Source organism: Dietzia aurantiaca, from assembly GCF_021033825.1.
Taxonomy (GTDB): domain Bacteria; phylum Actinomycetota; class Actinomycetes; order Mycobacteriales; family Mycobacteriaceae; genus Dietzia; species Dietzia aurantiaca.
In genome coordinates, this window is sequence record NZ_JAIFXZ010000007.1 from 98732 (window position 1) to 125689 (window position 26958).

A 26958-nucleotide genomic window follows, 5' to 3' on the forward strand; every position below is an offset into this window, starting at 1 on the left:
GTTGCAAGACATGCCAACCCGTTCGCAAGACCAGAGATGCGAAAACCGGGCCGCGAAACGCATCAGGTGTCTTGCAGCCCGGCTCCGGTGTCTTGCAACCGGCTCATGTGGGCCGCGGGCGTGTCCGGCAACTGACAGCCCGACCACCCCCGCACGGTTGGCGCCGGCGGTCGCGCCGCGGGCATCCTGGATGCCATGCCAGCAGACAGCCCCGCCCCAGCCTCACCGTCCGTCGGTCTCCGCGTCTTCGTCGAGCCGCAGCAGGGCGCGACCTACGACGATCAGCTCGCCGTGGCCCGCGCCGCCGAGGACCTCGGTTACGAGGCGTTCTTCCGATCCGACCACTACCTGAAGATGGGCGGCGTCACCGGCATGCCCGGCCCCACCGACGCCTGGCTGACGCTGGCCGCCATGGCCCGCGAGACGTCCACGATCCGCCTCGGCACGCTCCTGACCTCGGTGACCTTCCGGCACCTCGGCCCGCTGGCCATCTCCCTGGCGCAGGTCGACCAGATGTCGGGCGGCCGCCTCGACGTGGGCCTCGGCGCCGGCTGGTACGAGGACGAGCACACCGCATACGGCGTCCCTTTCCCGCCGCTCGGCGAGCGCTTTGACCTGCTCGAGGACACCCTCGGCGCGCTCGAACAGCTGTGGTCCGCCCCGGCCGGTGAGACGCTCACCGTCCGCGGCAAGCGCGTGGACCTGGTGGACTCCCCCGGCCTCCCCAAGCCGCTGCAGGCGCGCCCGCCGGTGATCGTCGGCGGCCACGGCAAGCGCCGCACCCCGGCGTTGGCGGCCCGGTTCGCCGACGAGTTCAACGTGCCGTTCGCCGACCTCGACACCGTCGCCACGCAGTACCAGCGCGTCGATGCCGCGTGCGCCGAGCGCGGCCGCGCCCCCGAGGAGATCCTCCGGTCGGCGGCGCTGGTGCTGTGCTGCGGGCGCGACGAGGCACAGATCGCCCGCCGGGCCGACGCGATCGGTCGCGAGGTCGACGAGTTGCGCGCCAACGGCGCCGCGGGCTCGCCGGCCGAGGTCGTGGACACGATCGGCAGGTATGCGGAGGTCGGCGCGCGGCGCGTCTATCTGCAGGTCCTGGACATGTCGGACCTGGATCACCTCGAGCTGGTCGCCTCCGAGGTCGCGTCCCAGCTCTGATCCCCGGCTCGGCCGGAGCAACCGCACCCGGGCCCGGGGACGAAAGCCCCCACCTTCAACGATGGCGTGGCTAATGTCACAGCATGGCGCCCTGTGATGTGACGATGACGACGACGACAAGATCGGCTCTTTCCCGAGGGTGGGCTCTGGCCGCGTCGGCGCTCCTCGCCGTCGTCGTCCTGGTGGTCTCCACCGCGATCGCGCCGACGAGCAACGCCGGTCCGACACCGCCCGGCCCGCAGACCTCCGGGCAGGCCCCGGCGGCCCAGCCCAGTGGGCCGATCCGCGGATACATCGACGCCCACGCCCATATCGCCGCCTCCGAGGCCTTCGGCGGGGCGCTTCGCTGCGGCCGACCGTTCGCGCCCGGCGGCCTGGTGGAGGCGATGGCGGACTGCCAGTCACATTCGGGCACCGGCCACTTCGCGCTGCTCGAGGGCATCCTCGGCGGAACCGACATCCCCGGCGGGGCGCAGGGCTTCCCCACCTTCGCCAGCTGGCCCGCGCACAACTCGCAGCTCCACGAGCAGGCCTACTACACCGGTATAGAGCGGTCGTGGCGGGCCGGGCAGCGCGTGCTCAACAACCACCTGGTCGCCAACCGCGTGCTGTGCGAGATGCTCGTCGGCTCGCCCCACTCGTGCGACGAGATGGACCAGCTGCGCAGGCAGGTGGACTATCTGAACCGCATGGAGGCGCACATCGACGCCGAGCACGGCGGGCCCGGCCAGGGCTGGTTCCGGATCGCCCGCTCGCCGGAGGACGTGCGCCGGATCGCGGGTGAGGGCAAGCTCGCGGTCACCCTGGGGGTCGAGGCCTCGGAGCCTTTCGGGTGCCGCATGATCGACGACGCGCCGCTGTGCACGGCCGAGGACATCGACCGCGGCCTCGACGAGTTCGCCTCATGGGGTGTGTCCACGGTGTTCCCGGTCCACAAGTTCGACAACGCCCTCGGCGGCGCCCGCATGGACGAGGACTTGGCCGGGCTGGCGGTGAACATCGGCAACAAGCTCGCCGCGCAGCGATTCTGGGAGACCCGGCCCTGCACCACCGGCGCCTCCGACCACGCCCAGCCGCTGGCCAGCACTCCCGTCGCGGACGGCCTGGCCGCGGCCTCGTCCGGCGCTCCCGCGGGCGCCGGTCTGCCGGTGTACCCGCAGGAGCCGCTGTGCAACGTCCGGGGCCTGACCCCGCTGGGCGAGCATGTCGTGCGCGGGCTCATGGACCGCGGGATGCTCATCAACCTCGACCACATGAGCGTGGCCAGCGCGACCCGAACCCTCGACCTGGCCGAGGAGGCCGGCTACGGCGGGCTGGTGGTGGACCACACGTGGTCTGACCCGGCGCTGAGCCGCCGGATGCACGAGATGGGCGGGTTCACGGCCGCATTCGCCTACCCGCCGGACCCCACCGAGAACTTCGACGAGGGTTTCCTCGACTCCTGGCGCGCCACCACCGCCGGCGCCACCCGGCCGTGGGACGGCTACGGATTCGGCTCGGACGTCAACGGACTGGCCCCGCTCGCCGAGCCCCGGCCCAGCGCGGCGGCGGACCCGCTGGTCTACCCGTTCACCGCGCCCAGCGGTGAGGTGATGGACCGCTGGCGGTTCGCCGAGCGTGTCTACGACCTCAACGTCGACGGTGTCGCGCAGTACGGTCTGTACGCCGACTGGATCACCGACGTCCTGCACCGCGCCGGGCCGGACCGGGCCGAACTCGAGCGCCAGCTGATGGGCGGCGCGGAGGCGTGGGTGGCCACTTGGGAACGCGCGAGGTGACCGCCGGCGCCCCGCCGAACCCACCGCGTCGGTCGAAAGCGCCGCGTCGGCCGGACGCGCCGGACCCGCCGACCTCGCCGACTCCGCCTGCTTCGCCTGTTCCGCCTTCCGTGTCGGCCATGTCGGCCACGTCGGTCGAGTCACCTGAGCCCTCGCCGGTTGGGGCGGGGTGGATCGTCGCGCTCACGCTCGGCGTCGTGGCGGTGTTCGCCTCCTGGTTCGGCCCGCTACAGATCTTGCTGCCCGCGCAGACCGATCTCATCGCCGGGCCCAGCGGCCGCGAGGGACTGCTCGCGCTGGTCGTGGGTACGGGGGCGGCGGTCGCACTGGTCGCCAACCCGCTCTGGGGGCTAGCCTCCGACCGATGCCGGGGCCGTCTCGGCACCCGTATGCCGGTGGTCTACGCCGGCACCGCTATCGGGGTGATCGGCCAGGTCGTGTTGTTCACCGCGTCCACCGGCCCCCTCACGCTGGCCGGCTGGGTGCTCGTCCAGCTCGGGCTCAACGGCCCGTTCGCCGTGCTGGCGGCCCTCATCGCCGACCGGGTCCCGGTCGCCCAACGCGGGATCGTGGGGTCGTTGTTCGGCGTGGGGCAGATCGTCGGCGTGATCGCGGGGACGGTGGTCGCCGAGTCCGTCGGTGCGGGAGCGGTCGGCTATCTCGTCCTGGCCGTGGCCACCCCGACACTTCTGGTCGCGATCGTCGTGGCCGACCGGACATCGTCGGCGATGACCGGCAGCGTCCCGGCGTCTGTTCCGACCGGCCGCGTTGCGCGCGGTTTCCGGCCCACCCGCGACTACACGTGGGCGTGGCTGCTGCGCTTCCTGATGAACCTCACCAACGCGATCCTGCTCCTCTACCTGTTCTTCTTCCTCGACGAGGTGGTGCAGGCCGACGACGTCGCCGGCTCGGTCCTGATCGTCACCGTGATCACCCTGGTGTTGTCCGCGGTGTGCGCGGGTCTGACCGGAGCCGTCTCGGATCGGTTCGCCCGGCGCCGTGTGTTCGCGGTGGCCGGGGCACTCACCACCGCGGGAGGCCTGATCCTGCTCGCGCTGGCCACCACGATGCCGGTCGTGCTCCTCGCCGCCACCATCCTGGGACTGGGCTGGGGTTTGTTCATCGGCGTGGACATGGCGATCATCACCTCCACGCTCGCCGACGGTGCCACCTCCGGCACCCTGCTGGGCGTGGCCAACATCGCCAACTCGCTGCCCCAGGTGCTCGCCCCCGCCCTCGCCGCGCCCCTCGTGCTCTCCGCCGCCGGCTATCCGGCCCTGTACGGCGTCGGCGCGGTGATCGCCGTGGCGGCCGCCCTGTGCACCCTGCCCCTGCGATCCGTGAGATAGGACCCCATGCCGACAGACGCCCCCGTGCCCGACCGTCCCGTGCCGCGCACCCCTGCCGACCGCGTACTGCCCGCCGGCTTCCGACTGGGCACCGCCACCGCCGCCGCGCAGATCGAGGGCGCCGCCGACATCGACGGCCGCGGGCCCAGCATCTGGGACGTCTTCGCCGCCGAACCGTGCCGCATCCGCGGCGGCGACTCCCCCGCCGTGGCGTGCGACCACTACCACCGCTGGCCCGCGGACGTCCGTGACCTCGCCGAACTGGGCGCGCACGACTACCGCTTCTCGATCTCGTGGTCGCGCATCCTGCCCGCGGGCCGGGGCGAGGTGAACCGCGCGGGGCTGGACTTCTACTCCCGGCTCGTCGACGGGCTGCTGGCCGCCGGCATCACGCCCGTGCCCACGCTCTATCACTGGGACCTGCCGCAGGCGCTGCAATCCGAGGGCGGGTGGCTCGAGCGCTCGACGGCGGACGCGCTCGCGGACTACGCCGCGGTCGTGGTGGACGCGCTCGGGGACCGGGTCACGCGCTGGCTGACGCTCAACGAGATGAACGTGCACACGCTGTACGGGCACGCCCTCACCGATCACGCCCCCGCGCTGGGCCTGGGCCTGGACTGCCTGCCCGTCGCACACAATCTCCTGCGTGCGCACGGGCTGGCGGTGGACGCGATCCGCGCGGCCGGAGGCCGGCACGAGGTGGGGGTGGTCCAGCAGCACTTCCCCGTACTCGCCGCGACCGGCGCCACGGGAGGACCTGACGACGACAACGCCGTCCCCGCAGATGCCGAGGCAGCTGACCTGTTCCGCGTCCTCACCAACTGGACGTTCTCCGATCCGATCCTGCGGGGTCGCTATCCGGAGGACTGGGTGGCCGAGCTCGTCATGACCTCCGCGGGGCTGACCGCGCAGCAGCTCGAGCAGGATCTCGTCGCGATCTCCCGACCCCTCGACCACTACGGCGTCAACTATTACGAACCGACGGTGATCGAGGCACCGCGGCCCGGGAAGAACTACTCCGGGGTGCTCGAGGTGGACTTTCCCGAGGACATGCCGTTCCGGCCGGTTCGCATCGAGGGGGTGCAGCGCACGGACTTCGACTGGCCGATCGTGCCGTCCGGGCTCACCGATATCCTCGTGCAACTCCACGAGCGCTACCCGAACCTGCCGCCGGTGACGATCACCGAGAACGGCTGCTCGTACCACGACGAGCCGGGACCTGATGGCGCCGTCCACGACGACCGGCGGATCGACTTCCTCCGCGCGCACCTGGGCGCGGTCGTGGACGCGATCGACCTCGGGGTGGACGTGCGCGGCTACTACGCGTGGTCGGCGATGGACAACTTCGAGTGGGCGGCCGGGTACGCCGAGCGATTCGGGCTGGTCCACGTGGACCACGAGAGCCAGGAGCGCACGCGGAAGGACTCCTGGTACTGGTACCGCGACCTCATCGCCTCGGCCTGCCCCGCGCGCTGATCGCGGCGGTCGGCGTCAGCCCGCCGGAGGGGTCGGTCAGGCGCCGGCGAGCGCGCCCACCACCGCGTCGGCCGCGCGCAGCCCGGACCGGATCGCCCCCTCGACGTGCCCGGCGAACCGCGTCGCGGTCTCCGTCGACGCCCAGTGGAGGCGCCCACCGACCGGTACGGCGAACACCGGGTCGCCGTAGCCGGCGGTCGATCGCTCCGGGTGCGGCCGGGCGGGCGTGGTCCACGACTCGCGTGACCAATCCACCACGTCGACCCGAGACGGCCGCGCCGCCCGCCCACCGAAGAGCCGGACGAGCTGGGCGGTGAACGCCTCGGCGATCGCGATCTCGTCGACGCCGACGAACGAGGCCGAGGGGGCGAATCCGAACACCGCGGAGGGACTGCCGTGCGGACCACTGTGGTCGTGGATCTCCCGGAACGGTCCCTGGTGGCTCATGACCAGTCCGGACAGCCCCTCGTCCCGCCAGAACGCCTCGGGGTATACGGCCACCGCCTTGGTCATCTCGCCCATCCACACCTGCGTACGCACCACTTTCTCCGCCAGTGCCGCGGGCGGCTGTGGGGTGATCGCGATCCGTTCGGCAACCAGGGGCGGCGGCAGTGCCACGACCGCGTGCCGGGCTCTGTGCTCACCGTGTGCGGTCCGAACACGCACCTCGTCGTCGTCGACCTCCAGCGCCACGACCGGGGAACCGAGACGGACGCTGCCCGGTGGTAGTCGCGCGGCGAGGCGCCCGGCGAGGTCCCCGGCGCCTGCGGTGAACCGCCGCGCGTCCCCGACCCCGGGCACCCCCGACATACGACGACGACCCGGCTCGAACAGTGCGTCACCGGAGCTGAACTGATCGAAGGTGTCCACCCCGAGGCGGTCGACGAGTGCGATCACGGCGGATTCGTTGGCCCAGAACCAGGTCGCGCCCAGCTCGATCGCCCCGTTCGCGTCACCGACCGACCGCATCCGCCCGCCCACGCGGTCGCGCGCCTCGATCACCAGAACGCTCCTGCCGGCCCGGTACACCGCCTCGGCCGCGACGAGTCCCGCGATCCCGGCGCCCACGACGATCACGTCGGCGCGGTCGGTCCGGCCGGCGCCGGCACGGTCGGATGCCCCAACGGCTCCCGCGTCCCCGTCGGCTCCGTCGGCTCCGGCGGCTCCGGCGGTCATAGCCTCGCCCCCGTGTCCAGGACGATGCGGTACCGGACGTCCCCCGCGGCGAGCCGGTCCACGGCTTCCTGCACGTCCTCCAGGGGCATCCGCTGCGCCCAGGGTCGGATCCCGTTGCGGAGCGCGAAGCGCATGGCCGCCTCCGTATCCGACGGGGTGCCCGTGACGTGGCCGGACACGGACTGGGCGTTCATCACGAGCTGCCCGACCGGAACTGGCAGTGTTCCGGCCGCGACACCCAGCAGGACCAACCGCCCCCTCGGGCGCAGGCCCGGCAGCACCGCCTCCACCGCGGACGTCGCCGGCACGGTGCTGACGATCAGATCGACGCCGCCGGATTCCTTCAGGACGGCGCCCGGGTCGACGGAATCCGCGTCGACGTAGGCGTCAGCACCGAGGTCGGCGGCGTCAGCGGCCTTCTCGGGGCCGCGGGCGATCACCACCACCTCGAAGCCCATCGCGTCGGCGAACTGGACCGCGAGATGGCCGAGCCCGCCGAGCCCTAGGATCGCCACCCGGGCGCCGGGCCGGACACCGGCGTGCCGCAGGGCGTTGAACGTCGTCACGCCAGCGCACCCCATCGGCGCGGCGTCGACGAGGTCGAGACCGTCCGGAACACGGGCGAGCGCGGTCGCCGGCACCGTGATCGACTGCGCCCAGCCCCCGGGGTACGAGCGCCCCGGGATCCGACGGTCCGGGCAGTGCACCAGGTCACCGCGGCGGCAGGCCGCACAGTGCCCGCAGCTACCGCCGAACCACCCCACGGCGACGCGCTCCCCCACATCCCATCCGGCGACGCCCTCGCCGAGCTCGGCGATCACCCCGCCGACCTCGTGCCCGGGGGTCACCGGCAGGGCGGAGCCCCGGGCGCCGCGCACCGTCCCCACGTCGGCCCCGCAGACCCCTGTGGCGACCACGGTCACGCGGACCTCGCCGCGCCCCGGCGCCGCCTCCGCGATCCGAGTCGCGCGCAGTGGGCCGCCCTCGGTCTCCACACTCATCCTCACGACGTCAGCCACGATCGTCCTCCCTGGACGAATCCACCGGGGCCGACGGGCCGACGGGCTCGGACCCACCCGCCGACGTGGTCCACCCTCCGAGGCGCGCCGACGCGGTGAGCACCGCGAGCGGGACCAACACGACCACGGACAGCAGCGAGAGCAACGAGAAACTCGTGAGGACGAGGAGCGGCCCGGCGGCCAGGGCGGCGGTCGCACCGCAGAGGTTCGCGGCCGCGTCGACCGCACCCTGCGACGACGCCCGCGTCTCCTCGGGGACCACCCGGGAGAACAGGGCCGAACCGGCCACGTTGACGAACGACCACCCGACGCCCAGCAGGACCAGCGAGGTGATGAGCCACCCGGCGCTGCCGGGGACCACCATGCCGATGACCAGCGAGGCGAGGAAGATCGCCAGGCCCGCCACGATGGTCGGGCGGGGCCCGTACCGGTCGGTGAGGAACCCGACGACCGGCGCGAGCCCGTACATCCCCGCGATGTGCAGGCTGATCGTGATCCCGACGATGGTGACGGAGCCGCCCTGGTGGACGATGTGCACCGGGGTCATGGTCATGACCGCCACCATGACCGCCTGGGCGGTGAGGATCGCGACAACGGCATAGCGCGCCTGTCGGTTTCCGGCCAGCTCGGCCCGCATGGCGGCCAACCGGTCGCGCATCGGCGGCCGCGGTCCGGCGATGCGTCCCCCGTTCTGAGCCGAACTCAGGAGCAGGAGCAGCGGGTCGGGCCGGAGCAGGAGGAAGACGATCGCGCCGGCGAGGGCCATACAGATCGCGGCGATGAGGAAGGCGCTCGCGTACACGGTGAGCCCGGTGAACGAGCCGACGAGCTCGCCCGGCGCGCCCAGGTTCGGGCCGAGCACCATGCCGAGCGTCCCCACCCAGACCACGAGGGAGAGCGAACGGCCCTTCTGCTCGGGGGTCGCCAGGTCGGTCGCGGCGAAGCGCGCCTGGAGGGCCACCGCGGACCCGGCGCCGATGAGGAGCAGGCCCACAAACAACGGCACCAGCATTCCCCACTGCGCGGCGGCGACCAACAGCGCACCGCCAGCTGCCGCCGACCACCACCCAGTGGTGAGTGCCACTCGACGACCCCGGCGCGCTGCGAGTGTCCCCAGGGGTAGCCCGAGGAGGGCGGCGCCGAACGTGCTCGCCGTCCGCGCCAGGCCGGCGAGCGCCTCGTTACCCGTGACCTCGCTGGCGAGCAGCACACCGATGGACGGGGCCACGCCGACACCGATGGTGCCGATCACCTGCATGACCACCAGAACAGCGAGCGTCCGCTTCTGCTGCGCGGGGACGCCGCGATCATGGTGTGCGACCGGCCGCACGGCGTCCTCGACGCGTGTCGTCTCTCTCACCGAATCTCTTTTCTCTCCTGGAAAGTGCCGCACGACGGGCCGGGTGGGCCCGTCGCGCCGTGAACGACGGTAGGAGCGGCGCGGCGGCTCCGGTAGTGGCCCATCGGTGATACCGCCATAACTTCTGTGTATGGCCCCCGGCCGGAGGGTGGCCCGAGTCGCTGCCCCGGCCGCCTCAGCGGTCGGCGATCGAGTCGACCAACGCGGCGAGATCCGCGGACAGTCCTGAGTCCCGCCGCCACACGGCCTCGTAGAAGATCTCCACCGGTCGGCCGTCCTCCACCAATCGGCGGTGGGCCGACGTCGCAGATTCCAGCTTGGACTGCGGCAGGAGCGCCGCGCCCAGGCCGAGGTTCGCCCACTGCTCGAGCACCCGGTAGCTCGAGGCCTCGCCCGGGTACTGCTGCAGCGGGAGCGCGTTGAGATCGAACAGGCTGGTGGTGAACGTGGTGAGACCGCACGAGTCGGGGACCAGGATCCACCGGGAGCCGGCGGCCTCACCGAGCTCGACCTCCGGGACACCGGGGCCGTCGGCCGCACCGTCCCCGGCCGGCGCCCCCACCACGACGATCGGCTCGGAACCGATGACCCGGTGAGCGAACCGCGGGAGCGGCTCTACCGACGGGATGAGGATGAGGTCGAGTTCCTCTGAGAGGAGGTCCGCGCGGAGCCCGGCGAGATCCGTTTCTCTCAGGACGAGCTCGCGGTGCCCGGGCAGGCGGGCCGCCGCCTCGACCGCCCGGCTCACCATGGTCGGGTCGATGAGCGGGGACACCCCCACGCGGATCCGGGCACTCGCCGGCTCGGTGAGGCGGCGGGCCTCGGCCACGAGTGCGTCCATCTCCCCGAGCGTCCGCTCGACGTGCGGCAGGATGCGCGTGGCGAACTCGGTCGGCGACGCGCCCCGGGTCGATCGCACGAACAGTGGCGCCCCCAGGCGGTCCTCCAGCGTGGCGATCGCGTTGGACAGGGCCGGCTGGCTCACGCCGTAGGCGCGCGCGGCCGCGCTGAACGACCCGGTCTCTGCCACCGCCCGCGCATAGCGCAGCGCGTCGATGCTCAGTCGTCCCGTCATGAGCTCCACCCTTCCGGTCGTGCGGAGCACCCGCGGCGCCCGTGGCCCCCGCGGCATCGGCGGCCTAGATACACCCGGTGAGCACCGCGAGCGCGTAGGGGACGTGGACGACCGCGGCGAGCAGTGCCAGCGCGGTCAGGCAGAAGACACTCGCGGTGGCCGCCGCGACCCCGGCCGTGCCTCGTCCCGGCTCGACGAGGTGCCGGATGCGGTCGGGGCCGAGCGCGTGCAGCGCGCCGTGCAGCTGCTGGCGATGCGTCCCCGGATGCCCGGTCTGTCCCAGGGTCAACAGCGCGCCGGCCAGCGCCGTGGTGCCGACCTCGCGCCTGGCGGCGTCGTCGGCCGCGATCTCGAGGTAGTGACCGAGCGCCGCCTCCACGGCGGCGAACAGGGGGATGCGGTGCAGTCGCCCGGTGAGCGTGGTGACGACCGCCGAGATGAGGTGGTGCCGCTGGCGCAGGTGGGCGGCCTCGTGGGCGAGGACCGCTCGCAGTTCGTCGGGGGTCAGCATCCGGACGGCGCTGGTGGAGACCACGATGCCACCGTGCCGCCGGGGCAACGTGAGCGCGAACGGGTGCTCGTCACCCACGAGGAGCACCCGGTGCCCGTACAGGTCCACCGGCCGCGCGCCGTCCCGGAAGACCCGCGCGGTTCGGGTCGAACGACGGCGACGACGGACGAGATCACCCGCGATCGCGAACGCCTGGTACACCGAGACCGCGACCGGCACGGCCAGCAGGAGCGCGACGGGCACGCCGGTGTCCACCCGGTCGAGCCCGAAGGGATCAGCGGCTGCCAGACACTGACTGCACACGAGCGCGGCGTCGCCGGGGAGGATGTCCGGCCCGGTGACGACCCAGGCGAGCAGTGGGGCGATGGACAGGGCCGCCAGCACCCAGGCGACCACTCCTCCGGACAGCAGCGCGACCGCCAGGCGGGGCACCCGCATCAGCGTGGGCGCCGCGTGGCGTAGCACGCGCGGCCCGGCGAGAGCCGGCACGGCGAGGCCGAGGCACAGCACGAACACCAGGAGCAGGATGCCGGTCATGACGCACCTCCACCGCGGCGGTCGAGGAACTCCCGCAGCAGATCCAATTCGTCGTCCGGGATGGTCTCGGCGAAGTGCAGGATCGACGCGGCACGATCACGACTGCTGCCCAGCGCGTGGGACATCACCGAGGCCACGTGCTGCTCGCGGGTCCCGGTCGTCTCGTACACCGTGGATCGCCCTTCCTTGCGCGGCGACACCAGGGTCTTCCGATGCAGGTTGGTGAGCACCGTGGCGATGGTCGTATACGCGGGCTCGCCCGGGAGCCGCTCGATGAGCCCACGAATGGTCGACGGCCCGGCGTCCCACAACAGGTCCATCACCCGGGCCTCGAGGGTGCCGAGGCGGGGCGCCTCGTCCTGCCGGGACGGCGCTTCTCGACCGCCGCCCCGGCGGGACACACGCTCTCCTCGAGCCCCGTCGCCGCGACTGCTCATAGGCTCACCTCCTCCACCCGGCCCGACGGTAATACGCACAGGACCCGGCCGCGCAACCGGACGATCAGCGCGACGCCCGTGAGTACGAGGGCCAGCACCGCGAGGACGGGCTGGAACGGAGCGAACCACGTGATGGCGCCCGAGTAGCCCAGCGCGAGAAGGGCGAACTTGTTACAGACCGGACACCCGACGGCGAACCACGCGAGGAACGCCCCCGCCATGCCGGCCCTGCTCGTGCGCCTGCCCTCGTCGTCGTCACTCCCGGACCCTCCGGTGGAGTCGTCCGCTCCACCGGCGCCGTCGCGGACGTAGGTCGCGAAGAGCAGGCCGGCGAGCACTGATGTGACGATCCAGACGGGGTAGTTCCACCACACCGCGGGGATTTCGCGGGTGAACAGCGAGTTGGGGATGAGGACCGTGGCCAGGCCGAGCAGCACCCCGAAGCCGATCGAGACCGCGGCTGCGACCACCCACTGCCGGCGGGTGAGCGTCCGGAGCCCCTCGGCCGCGAGCGATATCGACCGCGGCCATGTCGCGACGTGCCGCCTGATCTTCTCCGCCGGACCCGCGGGCTTCGAGAACTGCATGGGGACGATCATGCCACGAGTCGACTAACCGCGATAGTCGACTATGTGTCATAGTCGATAGCGGTCCGCCCGGGCTCGACCGCACCGCAGCCTCCGGAACCTCCGCAGAACCGACCCCCAACAGAAGGGCCCGCAGTGAACGCTCCCGTCTCACGCCACACACTGGAGGCGAAGTACCGACGCTCCCGGATCTGGAACATCGTGTTGGGGGCGGTCGTCGCCTTCCTCGGCATCGTGGTGGTGGCCCAGATGCTGCCCGGCCAATCCCCCACCTCGACCACCACTGCGGGAGAGGCCTCAGACGAGACGAACGCTGAGGCGAACGCGAGCGGCGGCGGGGACATGATGTTCGTCAGGCGCGATGCCGATGACCCCAGGGCGATCGGCGACATCGACGCGCCGGTCGTGCTCACCGAATGGGTGGACCTGCGATGCCCCTTCTGCGCGTCGTTCAGCCGCGACACACTGCCGACCCTCATCGAGGAGTACGTCGACACCGGGAAGGTGCGCATCGAGTTCACCGACGTCGCCTACTTCGGCGAGGAATCGGAGTTCGCGTCGGTCGCCGCGCAGGCGGCGGCCGACCAGGACAAGTACGTCGAGTACCTCACGGCCGTCTTCGACGCCGCGCCCGAGAAGGGTCACCCGAATCTGCCCCGCGAGGAGCTCATCGCCTTTGCCGAACAGGTAGGGATGCCGGACATGGACCGGTTCACCGCGGCGCTCGACGACCCGGAGATCCGGAAGCAGACCGAGGCCGCGACCCTCGAATCGCAGCGGCTCGGGGTGACCGCCGTCCCGTTCTTCGTGGCAGGCGAGACCGCCCTGTCCGGCGCGCAGCCCCTGACGACGTTCCGCGAGTACCTCGACGAGTCACTCGCCGCGGCGGAGTGACGCCGACATGGACATCGGACTGACCGGCGCCTTCCTCGGTGGCGTCCTCACCCTGCTGAGCCCCTGTTCGGCGATGCTGCTGCCCGCGTTCTTCTCGTACGCTTTCGCGAGCCCCCGCGAGCTGCTCGCCCGGACCGGCGTCTTCTACCTGGGCCTGGCCACCAGCCTGGTCCCCCTGGGCGTCCTGGCGGGGACACTGGGCGCGTTCGTCAACCAGCACCGCTTCACGTTCGTCACCGTCGCCTCGGTCATCGTGATCGTTCTCGGCGTACTCATGCTGCTCAACGTGCCGCTGCCCTTCCGGGGCCGTGGGACCAACACGCAGGGCACCTCCATCACGGCCGTGTACGCCCTCGGCACCGTCTACGGGCTGGCGGGTGTGTGCGCGGGACCGCTGCTCGGCGCCGTCCTCACGGTGGCCGCCGTCTCCGGAACCGCACTGACCGGCGGGGTCATCGTGCTGGTCTTCGCCGCCGGCATGGCCCTGCCCCTGCTCCTGCTGTCCCTGGTGTGGGGGCGCTTCCCCGCGATCAAACGGCTGATCCGGCCCCGCGAGATCTCGATCGGGGCCTGGAGCAACACGTGGACCGGCATCATCGGCGGAGTCCTCACCATCGGCGTGGGCGTCCTGCTGCTGGTGACCGCGGGTACCACCGAGCTCACCGGGCTCCTCGGTGCCGGCGCCCAGGCCGAACTCGAGGGAGCGGTCCTCGGGTGGGCCGGCGCGATCCCCGATCTCGTCGTCGTCCTCGTGGTCCTCGCGGTGGCCCTCACCGCCCTGGTCGCCGTCCGCGTCTCGCGGACGAAGCCGCGAGTCGCCGCGGACACCCCGTTCCCCGAGGTCTCCCTCCCGGACAAGATCCGCGTCCGGACCGAGGAGGACGCGTGACCGGCACCGCGCCGGCGGACGCCGTGATCCTCGCGGCATCGATCGGCGAGGCCTTCCAACAGACGGTCGCGTCCGGGCCGATCCTCTTCGCGATCGGCGCGGCCCTGCTCGCCGGACTCGTGTCCTTCGCCTCGCCGTGCGTCATCCCCCTCGTGCCCGGATACCTCGCCTACCTGGCCGGCGTCGTCGGCGCGGAGGAGAAGCCCGCCGCCACCGTGGCCGCCGCCGAGGCACGGCGAGCGGAGGCGGGCACGCTGACCGTCGCGGAGAAAGCGACGCGGCGTCGCAGCCGACGGCGGGTGGTGGCGGCCTCGCTGCTCTTCGTGGGCGGCTTCACCGTGGTGTTCGTCCTCCTGTCCGCCATGGTGCTCGGCACCGTCCAGTACATCGCCCCACAACAGCAGCTGCTGCAACGCCTCGGTGGAGTGGTGACGATCCTCATGGGGCTGGTCTTCATCGGCGTGGTCCCGGTGCTGCAGAAGGACACCCGGATGCAACCGCGGGCCCTGTCCACCTGGCTCGGGGCGCCCCTCCTCGGCGGCGTGTTCGCCCTCGGTTGGACACCGTGCCTGGGGCCGACCCTGGCCGCCGCGCTCTCGGTGGCAGCCGGGACCGGGCTGGATGCCACGCGCGGCGTCCTGCTCATCGTCGTGTACTGCCTCGGACTCGGACTGCCGTTCATCCTCGTGGCATTCGGCTCGACCCGGGCCCTGCGCACGGTCGGCTGGCTTCGCCGCCACACCCGCTCGATCCAGATGTTCGGCGGCGCGATGCTGATCCTCGTGGGCCTGCTGCTGGTCAGCGGCGCATGGGACCTGTTCATCAGCTGGCTGCGCGACTTCGCGATCTCCGACACGACCCTGCCGATCTGAGAAGGAGTGGGCATGTCCCGATCCACCCCGCGCCGGGCGCCCGTGGGCACGATCCCCGGGATCCTCCTCCTGGTGATCCTCGTGGCGCTGGGCGTCGCCATGTGGCGCACGTCGACCTCCGGACCCGACGCGGACGGTCTCGCCTCGACACAGCAACAGCCCGACTACTCCTACGCCGAACGGCGCGACCCCGCCGACCCGTTCGCGGCCGGGCTCGTCGACGCCCCCGTGGGCCTGGTGATGTTCTCCGACTACCAGTGCCCGTTCTGCGCCCAGTGGACCCAGGACACGCTCCCGGAACTGATGGAGCACGCCGAGCGCGGTGATCTGCGCATCGAGATCCGCGACGTCAACGTCTACGGGCCAGACTCCGAGCGCGCGGCACGCGCCGCCTACGCGGCCTCCGCGCAGGCCGCCTACTGGGAGTTCCACGACGCCCTGTTCGACGGCGGCTCCACGCGCACGTCCGCCGAACTGTCACGGGAGGGACTGTTGTCCCTCGCCGGAGACCTCGGTCTCGATCGCGGGCGTTTCGCCTCGGACATGGCCTCGCCGGAGGCGGCCGAGGAGATCGCCAGGAGCGAGGCACTGGCGACCGAGCACGGCGCCGTCTCCACCCCGGTCTTCATCATCGGCGGAGCCCCGATCATCGGCGCACAACCCACGTCCGTCTTCGTCGAGGCCTTCGACAGTGCGCTCGACGACGCCCGTGCCTCAGGTGAGGGGTGACGGATGGACATCGGACTGGTCACCGCGTTCCTCGGCGGCATCCTCGCCCTGCTCAGCCCGTGCGGGGCCCTGCTCCTGCCGGCGTTCTTCGCCTCGACCGTCGGCTCGGGCCCCCGGCTCTGGCTGCACGGCGCCGTGTTCTACGTCGGCCTCCTCGTGGTGCTGGTGCCCCTGGGAATCGGCGCCGGGGTGGTCGGGAGCATCGTCGTCTCCCAGCGCGAGGCGATCGTGATCGCCGCGTCCGTCCTGCTCATCGCGCTCGGCCTGGCGCAGGCCGCCGGGCTCGGCTTCGACGCCGCCCGCCTACTCCCGGGGTCGGAGTCGCTGCACACCCAGGTGGCCGAGCGCACCGGGCTGGTCAAGACCGTGCTCCTGGGCGCGGCCAGCGGAGTGGCCGGCTTCTGCGCGGGCCCGATCCTCGGAGCGGTGCTCACCCTGGCGGCGGCGCAGGGCGACGTGGTGACCGCGGGGCTCCTCCTGGCGATCTACGGCGCCGGGATGGTCGTGCCCCTCATGGTGCTGGCCGCACTGTGGGGCAGGATCAGCCGACGCACCCGCGCCCTCCTGCGGGGCCGCTCCTTCACGGCGTTCGGCCGCCGGCTCCACAGCACGTCGGTGGTGACCGGTCTGCTCATCGTGGTGGTCGGCCTGGTGTTCTGGTCGTCGAACGGCCTGCTCCACGTACCCGAACTCGTTCCCACCAGCGTGCAGGCGTGGCTCCAGGAGCGCAGTGCCGTGCTGGCGAACCCGGTGGTCGACGGCATCGCGTTCGCCGTCGTCACCGTCCTCGGCGTGTTCCTCTGGTGGCGGGCCCGACGTCGTTCCGTCACTCGTGCCCCGTCGACGACGCGGCCCCGACGCGGATGACGCGGATCGTCGGCCGTCTCGTGCTGGCATCCGGCGCGGGGGCGCTCGTCTACACGTCGTTCCCACCCGTCGGGTGGTGGCCGGGCGCGGTCCTCGGGCTCGCCCTCCTGGTGGTCGCCCTCGGCCCGGTCGGGAGCGCGGCCCCGAGGATCCGCACCGGGGCGGCCGTAGGACTGGTCTTCGGCCTGGTCTTCTTCCTCCTCCTGCTCCCGTGGGTGGGTCTGTATGTGGGCGCGTACGCCTCGTGGGCGCTCTCCGCAGTCGAGGCCCTGTATCTCGCGGCCTTCGGGGCGGGCGCCGTCCACCTCGTCCGGTGGGGCGCCGCGGGCGGAGCCCGCGGGGTGGGTGCGGCCGCCGGGCTCGCGGCGTGGTGGTCACTATGCGAGTCGGTGCGCGGTTCCTGGCCCTGGGGTGGTTTCCCGTGGGGATCCCTGGCGTTCGGTCACGCCGACGGCCCGCTGCTCGCACTCGCCTCTCTCGGTGGCGCGCGGTTCCTCGGTGCCGCGATCGCCGCGTCCGGATTCGCCCTCGGGCTGGTGGTCCTCGTCGCCCTGCGGCGGCCCCGGGTGATCACCGCGGTCGCCCCCTTCGCCGTGCCGGCCGCGCTGTTCGCGGCGGCCGGCGTCGTCGTCGCCCCCGGGTCGCCCGGTGCCGCGGAGTCCCTGCGCGTGGCGGTGATCCAGGGCAACGTCCCGCGGCTCGGCCTGGAGTTCGCGTCCCAGCGCGCGGCCGTTCTCGCGAACCACCTGGAGGAGACGCACCGCCTCGCCGACCGCGTGCGCTCCGGGGACGAGCCGCAGCCTGACCTCGTCCTGTGGCCGGAGAACGCCTCGGACGTCCCCGCGCTGCGCTCCCCCGACGTCGCGCGGGCGATCTCGGGGGCGTCGGTGGCCGTCGGCGCGCCGATCTCGCTCGGGACGATCGACCCGGTGCCAGGCGGTCCGACGGCGTACAACACGCAGGTCGTCTGGAACGGATCCGAGGGCCCGACCGACCGACACGACAAGCACTACATCCAGCCCTTCGGCGAATGGCTGCCGTGGCGCGGATTCTTCGAGGCGTTCTTCCCGGCCGCCGAGCAGGCCGGCCACTTCGTCCCGGGTCACGGTGACGGCACGCTCGAGGTGCCCGGCGTCGTGGCCGGAACCGCCACGTGCTTCGAGGTCGCGTTCGACGCCGCGGCGCGCGACCCGATCGCCGCCGGTGCACAGTTCCTCACGGTCCCCACCAACAACGCGACGTTCGGCCACTCGTCGATGACCTACCAGCAACTCGCGATGTCGCGGGTCCGGGCGGTCGAGCACAGCGTCCCCGTCCTGGTGGCCGCCACGAGCGGGGTCAGTGCGATCATCGCCCCGGACGGCACGGTCGAGCAGCAGTCGGAGATCTTCGAGGCCGCCACCCTGACCGCCGACCTGCGCCTGGGCGGAGCCGGGACACCCGCGACCCGCTGGGGAGGAATCGTCGAGCGCACGCTGGGCATTGTGGGCGCAGCCGCAGCGCTCACGACAGGCCTGGCCGCGGGATCGGGCGAGGGCGCGGCCCGGGTTCGTCGGCTACGCCCGCACGGCGTCCTCGTGCGGCGAGGCCCGTCGCTGGGCGCACCCGGCGGTTCCGAGCACTAACCTGGGCACATGCTCACTCCCCCGTCCCGGGCCGCGCGAGCCGGGCGGATCGCACGGCTCCGCGCCTCTCTGCCCACCACACCCCGTGGCCGGGATTCGGGTCGCGTCGCCGTCCGCCGCCGGATGTGGTCGCTGACCGCCGGGGGCCTCGTCCTCACCACCGTCGCCGCGTGCGGAGCGCCGCTCCCCAAGCCCGAACCGGGACAGAGTCCGGCCGCCTACTCCGGGCTCGAGGTGGGCGAGGATCGCATCGAGTACGCGATCGGCAAGGTCACCGACATCGTCGAGGACGAGCTAGAGAAGTCGGGGGTTCCCGGCGCCTCGGTGGCTGTGGTCCACGGCGGCGAGGTGGTGCTGGCCGAGGGGTTCGGGGTGCGGAGCACCGAGACCGGCGAGGCCGTGGACGCGCAGACCGTGTTCCCTATGGCGTCGATCTCCACGCCGGTCAGCGCGACCGTCGTGGCGGCCGAGAGCGCCCGCGGCGAGGTCAGCTGGGACACGCCGGTCCGCGAGTACCTGCCGTGGTTCGAACTCTCGGACCCGCGGGCGTCGGAGCAGGTCACCGTGGGCGATATGTTCGCGCACCGCTCCGGGCTGCCGGAACATGCGGGCGGCGATCTGGAGGATCTGGGGTACGACAGGCCGGCGATCCTGCACGGGCTACGGCACCTGCCGCTCGAGCAGTTCCGCACCTCGTACGCGTACGCCGGTTTCGGTCTCACGGCGGGCGCGCAGGCGGTCGCGACGGCCGCGGAGACCCCGTGGGACGAGCTCAGTCGCGAGCTCATCTTCGAGCCGCTCGGGATGAGCGAGTCCTCGTACTCGTACGAAGAGCTCGGCGATCGCGGCAATCGCGCCGTGGGGCACGTGCGGGCCACCGACTCCGACACAGGCTCGGGCGAGGCCGGGGATGACTCCGGGTCCGGATCTGAACCAGATTCCGGGCCGGGGTCCCAGGCCGGGTGGGTCCCCGCCGATCCCGCGCGCGACCCGGACGCGCAGGCGCCCGCGGGCGGGCTGAGCTCGACCGCTGCAGACATGGCCAAGTGGATGACGATGGTGCTCGCCGACGGCGCCGGGCCCTCCGGCCAGCAGGTGGTCCCCCCGGATGCGCTGCGGCAGTCGCTGACCCCGCAGGTCGTGTCCTCGCCGCCGCAGTCGGGCGCCGACCGCACGGGCAGTTACGGCTACGGCTTCGACATCGGGACGAGCTCGTCCGGCCGCGTGCAGTGGAGCCACTCGGGCGCCTCCACGCAGGGCGCGGCCACGGCGATGCTCATGATGCCCGACCTCGACCTGGGGATCGTCACACTCACCAACGCCGCACCGATCGGGGTTCCGGAGACGATCAACGCCCGGTTCGCCGACTACGCCCAGTACGGCGATCCCGCGCAACCGTGGGGCGAGCTGTTCGCCACCGCATTCGCCCCGCTCCGGGCCGGGATCGGCGACCTGGTCTCGGCTCGGCGCCCGGAATCACCCGCCGCCGCCCCGCCCGTGGAAGACCTGCTGGGTGTCTACCGCAACGCCTACTTCGGTGACGTCGAGGTGCGCGAGGCGCGCGGGTCGGGCGACGCGGCCGAAGACGGGCGGGAGGACGACGACGACACCGTCGCCGGATCCACGGACACCGGCGCGGCCGCGGGCACCGGCCCCGCCCTGGTGCTGGCGGTGGGCCCCGACCGGCAGGCCTGGCGGCTCGAGCACTGGGACGGGGCCACGTTCGCGATCAGCCCCGAGGGCGAGACCTGGCCGCCCGGCTCACGCGGCAGCGTCACCTTCGACGGCGACACGATGGCCGTCGACCTCCTCGACGGCGCCGGCATGGGCACTTTCACCCGCGTGGAGGACTGAGACACTCCGAATGGCGGGCGGGCCCTGTGGCGCTCAGCTCGCGGCGGCGGTCAGCTTCCGAGCCCGGAGTCTGCCGCGCTTGGAGTCGGCGTCCGGAGTGGTGAGGAAGGTGGACAGCCACGCCATGCGCGGGTCGGCATCCACCAGGAACGCCTTGAACGCCAGGGTGAGCGGGACCGCCAGGATCGCGCCGAGGGGGCCGGCGACGGCCGCCCAGAACACCAGCGACAGGAACGTGACCGTCGGGGTCAGGCCCACTGCGTCACCGGTGAACTTGGGCTGGATGAAGCTCTGCATCACCAGGTTGATCACGCTGTAGATGGCCACCACCCAGATGGCGTCCCCGACGCCGCCGGTGAGCAGGGCGAACAGAGCGGGCGGAACGAGGCCCAGCACGAAGCCGATGTTGGGGATGTAGTTGGTGACGAACGCCAGCACGCCCCACACCAGGGCCAGCGGGACGCCGAGGATCCAGAGCGCGACCACGTCCATGAAGGCGACGATGAGACCGAACGCGGTGGCCACGATCCAGTACGACTTGAGGCCGTCGCCGAACGAGTCGAGTGCGTCGGCCAGGCGGGGCCGGAGGCGGGCGATGGTGGCCCGGCGCCGCGAGACCCCGGGGATGTCAAAGACGAGGAAGGTCAGCGCGATCACCAGGATGGTGAGCTGGCCCCCGGCCGAGGACACCTGGCCCGCGACGTTCTGCAGGGCGCCGATCACGGTGGTCGGCGACACCCCGCTCAAGGCCTCGGAGACCTGATCCTGGCTCAGCCCGAACCGGCCGAGGAACTCGATGGACTCCCGGTACATCTCGTAGAACTTGTCCTGGTACTGCGGGATCTCCTCCGCGGCGATCCAGAGCGCCCACACGAGCATGCCCACGAGCGCGATGAGCAGGAGATACAGGACCAGCAGGACGATGATCATCCCGCCCCAGCGCGGCACGCCGACCCGTTCGAGCAGAGACTGCAGTGGCTGCGCGGCGATCACGAGGTTGAGTGCGAGGAACGCCGGCATCACCATGTGCGAATGCTCGGAGATGCCCCACAGCACGATGAACGCCGCGGCCAGTGACACGACGGTGACGGCCGCGATTCCCCAGCCCTTGGGCTCCTCTTCCGGAGCAGCGATCTCGCTCACGGCCTCGTCGGAATGCGTCTCCTCACTCGTCGCCGCAGCAACGGATCCACTTTCCTCTGAGTCGGCCGACAACGCGTCTGCGTCGCGACCAGCGGTTTCTGACATACGTCCTCCTCGGCCCTGCCACCACGATCGCCCTACGCGCAACGACATTACGCGGTGGCGCACCGCGATCGCCTACGGCGCGGAACCCCGCCCCGCGGCCGGATGTCCGGCCGCGGGGAAAGTCGCGAGACGCCGCGGACCGCGAGGTCCGGGTCAGGCTCCGGCGAGCGCGGAGCGGATCGCGTCCACGTCGACCGAGTCGAGATCGACCGGGTCCCACGACGGGTTGCGATCCTTGTCGATCACCACGGCACGCACGCCCTCGATGAAATCCGGGCGAGCGGTGATCCAGGCGCCGAGCGCGAGCTCGTTGTCCAGGCACTCACGCAGGCCCGCGGCCCCAGCGCCGGCACGCAGCAGCTCGATGGTCGCGATGACCGAGGTCGGGCAGTGCGAGCGGAACATCTCCAGTGTCGCGGTGGCCCACTCGTCCTGCTCGCCACCCTGCAGCGCGGCCACCATCTCCTGCGCAGTGCTGCGAGAGAAGACGTCGACGATGCGGTCGATATGGGTCTCCACGGCAGACTCTCCGGCCTCCGACCGATCACGGGCGAAACGCTCGAGCGCCGCGTCGAGACCGTCGGTGCCGATCGCGGCGATGAACGCCTCCTGGTCGTCGTTGTCGATCAGGTGGGTGCCGAGACCGGTGTAGAGGGCGTCGGCTGAGTTCAGACGCACGCCCGTAGTGCCGAGGTAGATCGCCACCGCGAGCCCGCGTTCCCCGCCACCGCACAGGCGCGGCAGGAAGTGGCTCGCGCCGACGTCCGGGATGAAGCCGATCGCGGTCTCCGGCATGGCCATCATGACCTTCTTGGTCACGACCCGGTGCGAGCCGTTGATGGAGATGCCGAGCCCGCCACCCATCGCGACGCCGTGGATCACGGCCACGGTCGGAGCCGGGTTCGTGTGGTACGCGAGGTTCATCGCGTACTCCTCGGAGAAGAACGTCCGGTTCGCCTCGTGGTCGCCGGCCGCCGCCGCGTCGCGCAGCGCGCGGATGTCGCCGCCGGCACAGAACGCCTTCTCCGAGGTGCTGGAGACCACCACGGCCTCGACGGCCGTATCCCCCGAGACCTCGTCCAACGCCGAGTGCAGGGCCTGGCACATGGGCAGGTCCAACGAGTTCAGGGCCTTGGGGCGGTCCAGGACGATGTGCTGCATCCGGCCTTCGCGCCGGGTGATGACGAATTCGCTCATGGCCCCAGTCTGACAGGCCCGCCCCGGCCCGGCGCAGAGATACTAGGAATTCCTACCTCATCGCCCCCGCCCGGGCGTCCGGGAGCAGCCCGGGGTCAGTCGTCGAGCAGCTGCGAGGCCACATCCGGCACGTAGCGGAACTCCTCCCGCGGCGGCCGCACGTAGTCGGTCTCCTCGGGCCGCTCCGGGATCTCCAACTTCGGCGGCTCGAGCTTCTCCCACGGAATGGTCGAGAGCAGGTGCGAGATCACGTTGATCCGCGACCGCTTCTTGTCCTCCGACTCGACCGTGTACCACGGCGCCTCGGGGATATCGGTGTGGACGAACATCGCGTCCTTGGCCCGGCTGTAATCCTCCCACCGGTTGATGGACTCCAGATCCATGGGAGAGAGTTTCCACCGCCGCATCGGGTCCTTGTTCCGGTCCCGGAAGCGACGCTCCTGCTCCTCGTCCGAGACGGAGAACCAGTACTTGCGCAGCATGATCCCGTCCTCCACGAGCAACCGCTCGAAGATCGGCGCCTGGTGCAGGAAACGGCGGTACTCGTCGGTGGTGCAGAACCCCATCACGCGCTCCACGCCGGCCCGGTTGTACCAGGAGCGGTCGAAGATCACGATCTCGCCGGCGGCCGGCAGGTGCTCGATGTAGCGCTGGAAATACCACTGCGTCCGCTGCACCTCCGTCGGTACGGGCAGCGCGACCACGCGGGCGTGGCGGGGGTTGAGGTACTGCGTGAGCCGCTTGATCGCCGATCCCTTGCCTGCGGCGTCGCGCCCCTCGAACACCACCACCAGACGGTTTCCGGTCTCCCGGAGCCAGGCCTGCATCTCCACGAGCTCGGCCTGGAGCCGCTTGAGCTCCGTCTCGTACTCCTTCTTGGGGAGCTTCTCGAGCCCACTGGGCAGCAGCTCCCTGGAGTCGCCCTTCGCGCCGCCGCCCGTCACGGCACTCTTCGTGCCGCTGCCGGACGAGGACTTCTTCCCGCCGGACTTCTTGTCGCCGCTCTTCCCGCTGCTCATGGGCCGATCCTACGGGGGCGCAGCGCCTCGTCGACCCCACACGAAGAACTTGACAGTATCCGCGACGACTGTCTAACTTTGCGCGCGGTGACGGCTGTCACCCACCGCCCGAGACGAGGATTCGATGCACCACCTCTCCCGCCGGGGCTTCCTCGGCGCCATCACCGCCGCCGGCCTCACCGCACTCACCGCACATCCCGCCGGAGCACAGCCCACCGGGCCCGCCGGCGCCACACCGGCCCCCGGATCCGCCGGCCCGGAGGCCGCCCGCCCGGCCACCCGGATCCCCCACGCGATCGAAGACCATCGCGTCCTGGTCGTGGGCAGCGGCTTCGGAGGCGGGATCTCCGCACTACGACTCGCGGAGGCGGGAGTGCCCGTCGTCGTCGTCGAACGGGGCCGCCGCTGGCCCACCGGACCGGACGCCACCACCTTCCCCGACGCCACGGCCCCCGACGAGCGCGCCCTGTGGTTCCGCTCCTCCCCCGAGGTCTTCGGCCGCCCAGTCGACCTCCCGCGCTACACCGGCCTCCTCGACGCCTCCGTCGGCGAGAACATGACCTCCGTCTGCGCCACCGGCGTCGGCGGCGGCTCCCTCATCTACCAGGGCATGGCGCTCCAACCCACCGAAGAGCTCTTCCACACCTGGTTCCCCTCCGGCCTCGACTGGCACGAGCTCGACCGCGAGTACTACCCGCGCGTCGCCCGCATGCTGCGGCTGGCCGAGGCCCCCGACGAGCTGATCAACTCTCCCACCTACGCCGTCGCGCGCGCCTTCGCCCGGCGCGTCCGCGAGGCCGGCCTGCCGCTGCGCAAGATCCCCATGCCCATCGACTGGGACTACGCGCTGGCCGAACTGCGCGGCGAGATGAAACCCGCCTATACCAACGGCGACGGCTCGCTCGGCGTCAACAACGGCGGCAAACACTCCGTCGACGTCACCTACCTCGAGCGGGCCGAGGCCACAGGGTTCGTCGACGTCCGGCCGCTACACGACGTACGAGCCATGCGGCGGCTGCCCGACGGCCGCTGGGAACTCGACGTGGAGGTGCTCGACACCACAGGCCGGCTGCTCCGCACCCTCGCCCTCCGCGCGCCGACGCTCATCCTGTCGGCCGGGTCGGTGGGCACGAGCACACTGCTCACGCGCGCCGCCGCAACGGACGAGGTCACCGACCTGCCTGACGGGATCGGCAGCGGCTGGGGCACCAACGCCGACCGCATCTACCTGTGGTCCGACCCCACCGCCGGTTTCGGCGCCGTCCAGGGCGGGCCGGTCGTCTACGGCAGTCTCAACTGGGACGATCCGCGCAGCGCGCACACCCTCATCCAGGCGTCCATCCCGTCGGTCGGCGCCGAGATCCACTCCACGATGATGGTCGGTTACGGCGTCAGCGCCGACCGCGGTCGGATCGTGTACGACGCCGCGCAGGACCGCGGCGTGATCAGGTGGCCGGAAGGGGGCGACGACGACATCGTGTTCGGCCACATCGACCGGACTGCACGCCGGATCGTCGGACCGACCGGACATCTCACCGACACCAACACGATGGTGAACTCCACCTGGCACCCGCTCGGCGGCGCGGCGATGGACAGCGTCTGCGACCTCGAGGGGCGGGTGCTCGGCCAGCGCGGCCTCTACGTCGTCGACGGCGCGCTCATCCCCGGCACCACCGCGGCCTGCAACCCGTCGTGGACCATCGCCGCGATCGCCGAGCGGGCGCTGGATCGGATCGTGCGTCACGACGTGGGGGCGGTGGTCTGAGGTCGGCCCGGGGCGGGGGAACGCGAACGCTCGCCCCCTGCTGGGGGATACTGTCTTCGTGCGCTCCCGCGAACCCATACTCGACGCCACCCGCGAGGTGATAGGTGATGCCGGTTTCGACGGCGTCACAATCGCGGCCGTGGCCAAACGTGCGGGCGTGAGCCGCCAGACCGTCTACTCGATCTTCGGCACGCGCGAGGAGCTGGTCTCGCAGGCCATCTCCGAGCGGCTCACCTCGCTCTTCGGCGCGGTCTCCGACCTGCAGAGTTCCACCACCACCCCGCTGGACCTGCTGGTGGAGATCCTGGTGGTGACCCGCGGACATATCCTCGGCGACCCCCTGTTGCGGACCCTCACCCTGGCCGGCGGCTCCAACCCGATCTTCGACCCGGGCGCCGCCGAACGTGCGCGGCGGTACGCCAGGTCGCTGCTCGTGCCCGCCACCGAGCAGTTCCCGCAGCTGGTTCCGCACCTGGACCTCTTCTCCGACGTGGGCGTCCACGTGGGCTGGTCGGTGCTGTGCCTGGACTCACCAGAGGCCCGCTCCGACGCCGACCTGCGCACCTTCCTCCGCACGTGGCTGGGGCCGCTCGTGGCGAGCCTGCTCGAATGACGCGCGCGGACCTCGCCGCGCTCCGCCGCGCTGCTGCCGCGCCGGCCTCGCCTTCGGCCGCCTCGGACCCGACTCCGGCCGCGCCGGGCCCGCCTACGGCCGCTCCGGCACCCACCGCCGCGCCCGTGTCCCCACCGGCGCTCGTGCCCGTGCTCGTGCTCTGGGACCTCGACCTCACCCTTCTCGACCCGGCCGGCTTCGGCGCCCGCATGATCACCCCGGTCCTCGCCGACCTGCTCGGCCGCGAGCCGGTGATGGGCGTGTCGTTCGCCGGCCGGACCGACCGCGCGATCCTCACCGATCTGCTGGTGCGCAACGGGATGAGAATCGACGACGACAACGCCACCGACACCACGCTCACCGGTGGTGGCGAGCTGACCAGCGCCGACCGTCTCGTACCCGCTGTCATGGATGCCGTGGCCGAGCGGTGCGAGACGTTCGCCGACGACCTCCTCGACGGCGGGGGCGGTTCCCTGCCGGGCGCCCATGACGCTGTTCGCGCGCTGGCCGCGGACCCTCTCGTTCACCAGGGCATCGTGACCGGCAACATGCGTAGGACCGCGCTGCTCAAGCTGCGCGTCTGCGGGTTCGACGGCCTGCCCGATCCCTCGCTCGGGGCGTTCGGCGATCACCGCAGCGACCGGGCACACCTGATCCTCGACGCGGTCGCCGCCGCCCGCGCGCGAGGTATCGACGTCTCGCCTGCGCAGGCAGTGGTGGTGGGCGATCACGTGCACGACGTGCGCGGCGCACTCGATGCGGGTGCCCGCTGCATCGGCGTGGCGACCGGGCGGGTCTCCGCCGACCACCTCCACTCGGCCGGCGCCCACGTGGTTCTGCCCGACCTCACCGATCCGGATGCCCTCGTGGCCGCGATCCACGCGGCGGCGCCCCGGCACTGACCGTCCCCCACACCACCCCCC

Annotated in this window: 24 protein-coding genes; 14 read left to right on the forward strand and 10 right to left on the reverse strand. The window is 71.9% G+C overall.

Features of this window, described 5'->3' with window-relative positions; translation table 11 throughout:
• The first annotated feature begins 195 nt into the window (after nucleotides 1-195).
• The 4 genes from K3888_RS09510 (at nucleotide 196) to K3888_RS09525 (ending at nucleotide 5761) form a co-directional block, all read left to right on the forward strand.
• The gene (locus K3888_RS09510) at nucleotides 196-1158 is read left to right on the forward strand and encodes an LLM class F420-dependent oxidoreductase (protein ID WP_230930023.1); all 963 of its coding nucleotides are present in this window, start codon (nucleotides 196-198) and stop codon (nucleotides 1156-1158) included.
• Between the two features lie 83 nt (nucleotides 1159-1241).
• Nucleotides 1242-2936: an amidohydrolase family protein gene (locus K3888_RS09515; protein WP_230930024.1), complete on the forward strand. Its 1695-nt coding sequence runs from the start codon at nucleotides 1242-1244 to the stop codon at nucleotides 2934-2936.
• A 119-nt stretch (nucleotides 2937-3055) separates the two neighbouring features.
• A complete protein-coding gene (locus tag K3888_RS09520; protein ID WP_230930025.1) occupies nucleotides 3056-4285 on the forward strand; it encodes an MFS transporter in 1230 nt (409 codons plus the stop codon).
• A gap of 6 nt (nucleotides 4286-4291) precedes the next feature.
• Complete coding sequence (locus K3888_RS09525; protein ID WP_230930026.1) at nucleotides 4292-5761, forward strand: GH1 family beta-glucosidase; 1470 nt, start codon at nucleotides 4292-4294, stop codon at nucleotides 5759-5761.
• 36 nt (nucleotides 5762-5797) lie between these two features.
• Here K3888_RS09525 and K3888_RS09530 read toward each other — a convergent pair whose 3' ends face one another.
• The 7 genes from K3888_RS09530 to K3888_RS09560 form a co-directional block, all read right to left on the reverse strand.
• Nucleotides 5798-6937: a flavin monoamine oxidase family protein gene (locus K3888_RS09530; protein ID WP_230930027.1), complete on the reverse strand. Its 1140-nt coding sequence runs from the start codon at nucleotides 6935-6937 to the stop codon at nucleotides 5798-5800.
• A complete protein-coding gene (locus tag K3888_RS09535) occupies nucleotides 6934-7956 on the reverse strand; it encodes a zinc-binding dehydrogenase (RefSeq protein ID WP_230930028.1) in 1023 nt (340 codons plus the stop codon). Before K3888_RS09535 ends, K3888_RS09530 begins: the two co-directional genes overlap by 4 nt.
• Nucleotides 7949-9316, reverse strand: coding sequence for an MFS transporter (locus K3888_RS09540; RefSeq protein ID WP_230930029.1), 1368 nt, complete (start codon nucleotides 9314-9316; stop codon nucleotides 7949-7951). Before K3888_RS09540 ends, K3888_RS09535 begins: the two co-directional genes overlap by 8 nt.
• Before the next feature lie 175 nt (nucleotides 9317-9491).
• Complete coding sequence (locus K3888_RS09545) at nucleotides 9492-10391, reverse strand: LysR family transcriptional regulator (RefSeq protein ID WP_230930030.1); 900 nt, start codon at nucleotides 10389-10391, stop codon at nucleotides 9492-9494.
• Between the two features lie 64 nt (nucleotides 10392-10455).
• A complete protein-coding gene (locus K3888_RS09550) occupies nucleotides 10456-11439 on the reverse strand; it encodes a M56 family metallopeptidase (protein ID WP_230930031.1) in 984 nt (327 codons plus the stop codon).
• A complete protein-coding gene (locus tag K3888_RS09555; RefSeq protein ID WP_230930032.1) occupies nucleotides 11436-11876 on the reverse strand; it encodes a BlaI/MecI/CopY family transcriptional regulator in 441 nt (146 codons plus the stop codon). Before K3888_RS09555 ends, K3888_RS09550 begins: the two co-directional genes overlap by 4 nt.
• Complete coding sequence (locus K3888_RS09560; protein ID WP_230930033.1) at nucleotides 11873-12463, reverse strand: hypothetical protein; 591 nt, start codon at nucleotides 12461-12463, stop codon at nucleotides 11873-11875. Before K3888_RS09560 ends, K3888_RS09555 begins: the two co-directional genes overlap by 4 nt.
• A 135-nt stretch (nucleotides 12464-12598) precedes the next feature.
• On the opposite strand from K3888_RS09560, the gene K3888_RS09565 reads away from it, so the two are divergent.
• The 7 genes from K3888_RS09565 to K3888_RS09595 are packed head-to-tail and all read left to right on the forward strand — an operon-like array spanning nucleotide 12599 to nucleotide 20193.
• Nucleotides 12599-13357 carry a DsbA family protein gene (locus K3888_RS09565; protein ID WP_230930034.1) on the forward strand — a complete coding sequence of 253 codons (759 nt, stop codon included), beginning with the start codon at nucleotides 12599-12601 and terminating at the stop codon, nucleotides 13355-13357.
• 7 nt (nucleotides 13358-13364) lie between these two features.
• The gene (locus tag K3888_RS09570) at nucleotides 13365-14246 is read left to right on the forward strand and encodes a cytochrome c biogenesis CcdA family protein (protein WP_230930035.1); all 882 of its coding nucleotides are present in this window, start codon (nucleotides 13365-13367) and stop codon (nucleotides 14244-14246) included.
• Entirely contained in the window at nucleotides 14243-15118 is an 876-nt protein-coding gene (locus K3888_RS09575) for a cytochrome c biogenesis CcdA family protein (protein WP_295649123.1), read from the forward strand. Before K3888_RS09570 ends, K3888_RS09575 begins: the two co-directional genes overlap by 4 nt.
• A 12-nt stretch (nucleotides 15119-15130) precedes the next feature.
• The gene (locus K3888_RS09580) at nucleotides 15131-15847 is read left to right on the forward strand and encodes a DsbA family protein (protein WP_230930036.1); all 717 of its coding nucleotides are present in this window, start codon (nucleotides 15131-15133) and stop codon (nucleotides 15845-15847) included.
• Between the two features lie 3 nt (nucleotides 15848-15850).
• On the forward strand, nucleotides 15851-16714 hold the full coding sequence (locus K3888_RS09585) for a cytochrome c biogenesis CcdA family protein (RefSeq protein ID WP_230930037.1): 864 nt from the start codon (nucleotides 15851-15853) through the stop codon (nucleotides 16712-16714).
• Nucleotides 16711-18339: an apolipoprotein N-acyltransferase gene (gene lnt, locus K3888_RS09590; RefSeq protein ID WP_230930038.1), complete on the forward strand. Its 1629-nt coding sequence runs from the start codon at nucleotides 16711-16713 to the stop codon at nucleotides 18337-18339. Before K3888_RS09585 ends, lnt begins: the two co-directional genes overlap by 4 nt.
• Nucleotides 18340-18348: 9 nt before the next feature.
• Nucleotides 18349-20193, forward strand: a complete 1845-nt coding sequence (locus K3888_RS09595; protein ID WP_230930039.1) for a serine hydrolase domain-containing protein — start codon at nucleotides 18349-18351, stop codon at nucleotides 20191-20193.
• A 33-nt stretch (nucleotides 20194-20226) separates the two neighbouring features.
• Here K3888_RS09595 and K3888_RS09600 read toward each other — a convergent pair whose 3' ends face one another.
• From K3888_RS09600 to ppk2, 3 genes are all read right to left on the reverse strand, one after another.
• Nucleotides 20227-21441 carry an AI-2E family transporter gene (locus tag K3888_RS09600; RefSeq protein ID WP_230930040.1) on the reverse strand — a complete coding sequence of 405 codons (1215 nt, stop codon included), beginning with the start codon at nucleotides 21439-21441 and terminating at the stop codon, nucleotides 20227-20229.
• 153 nt (nucleotides 21442-21594) lie between these two features.
• Nucleotides 21595-22638 carry an enoyl-CoA hydratase/isomerase family protein gene (locus tag K3888_RS09605; protein ID WP_230930041.1) on the reverse strand — a complete coding sequence of 348 codons (1044 nt, stop codon included), beginning with the start codon at nucleotides 22636-22638 and terminating at the stop codon, nucleotides 21595-21597.
• Between the two features lie 95 nt (nucleotides 22639-22733).
• Entirely contained in the window at nucleotides 22734-23657 is a 924-nt protein-coding gene (gene ppk2 / locus K3888_RS09610) for a polyphosphate kinase 2 (protein ID WP_230930042.1), read from the reverse strand.
• 124 nt (nucleotides 23658-23781) lie between these two features.
• On the opposite strand from ppk2, the gene K3888_RS09615 reads away from it, so the two are divergent.
• From K3888_RS09615 to K3888_RS09625, 3 genes are read left to right on the forward strand one after another with little or no spacing between them, the layout of a single operon-like run.
• Entirely contained in the window at nucleotides 23782-25422 is a 1641-nt protein-coding gene (locus K3888_RS09615; protein WP_230930043.1) for a GMC oxidoreductase, read from the forward strand.
• Nucleotides 25423-25480: 58 nt separating this feature from the next.
• Nucleotides 25481-26035, forward strand: coding sequence for a TetR/AcrR family transcriptional regulator (locus tag K3888_RS09620; RefSeq protein ID WP_230930044.1), 555 nt, complete (start codon nucleotides 25481-25483; stop codon nucleotides 26033-26035).
• Nucleotides 26032-26937 (forward strand): HAD hydrolase-like protein, encoded by a 906-nt coding sequence (locus K3888_RS09625; RefSeq protein ID WP_230930045.1) that lies wholly within the window; start codon nucleotides 26032-26034, stop codon nucleotides 26935-26937. The genes K3888_RS09620 and K3888_RS09625 overlap by 4 nt, the downstream gene beginning before the upstream one ends.
• The last annotated feature ends 21 nt before the right edge of the window (nucleotides 26938-26958 follow it).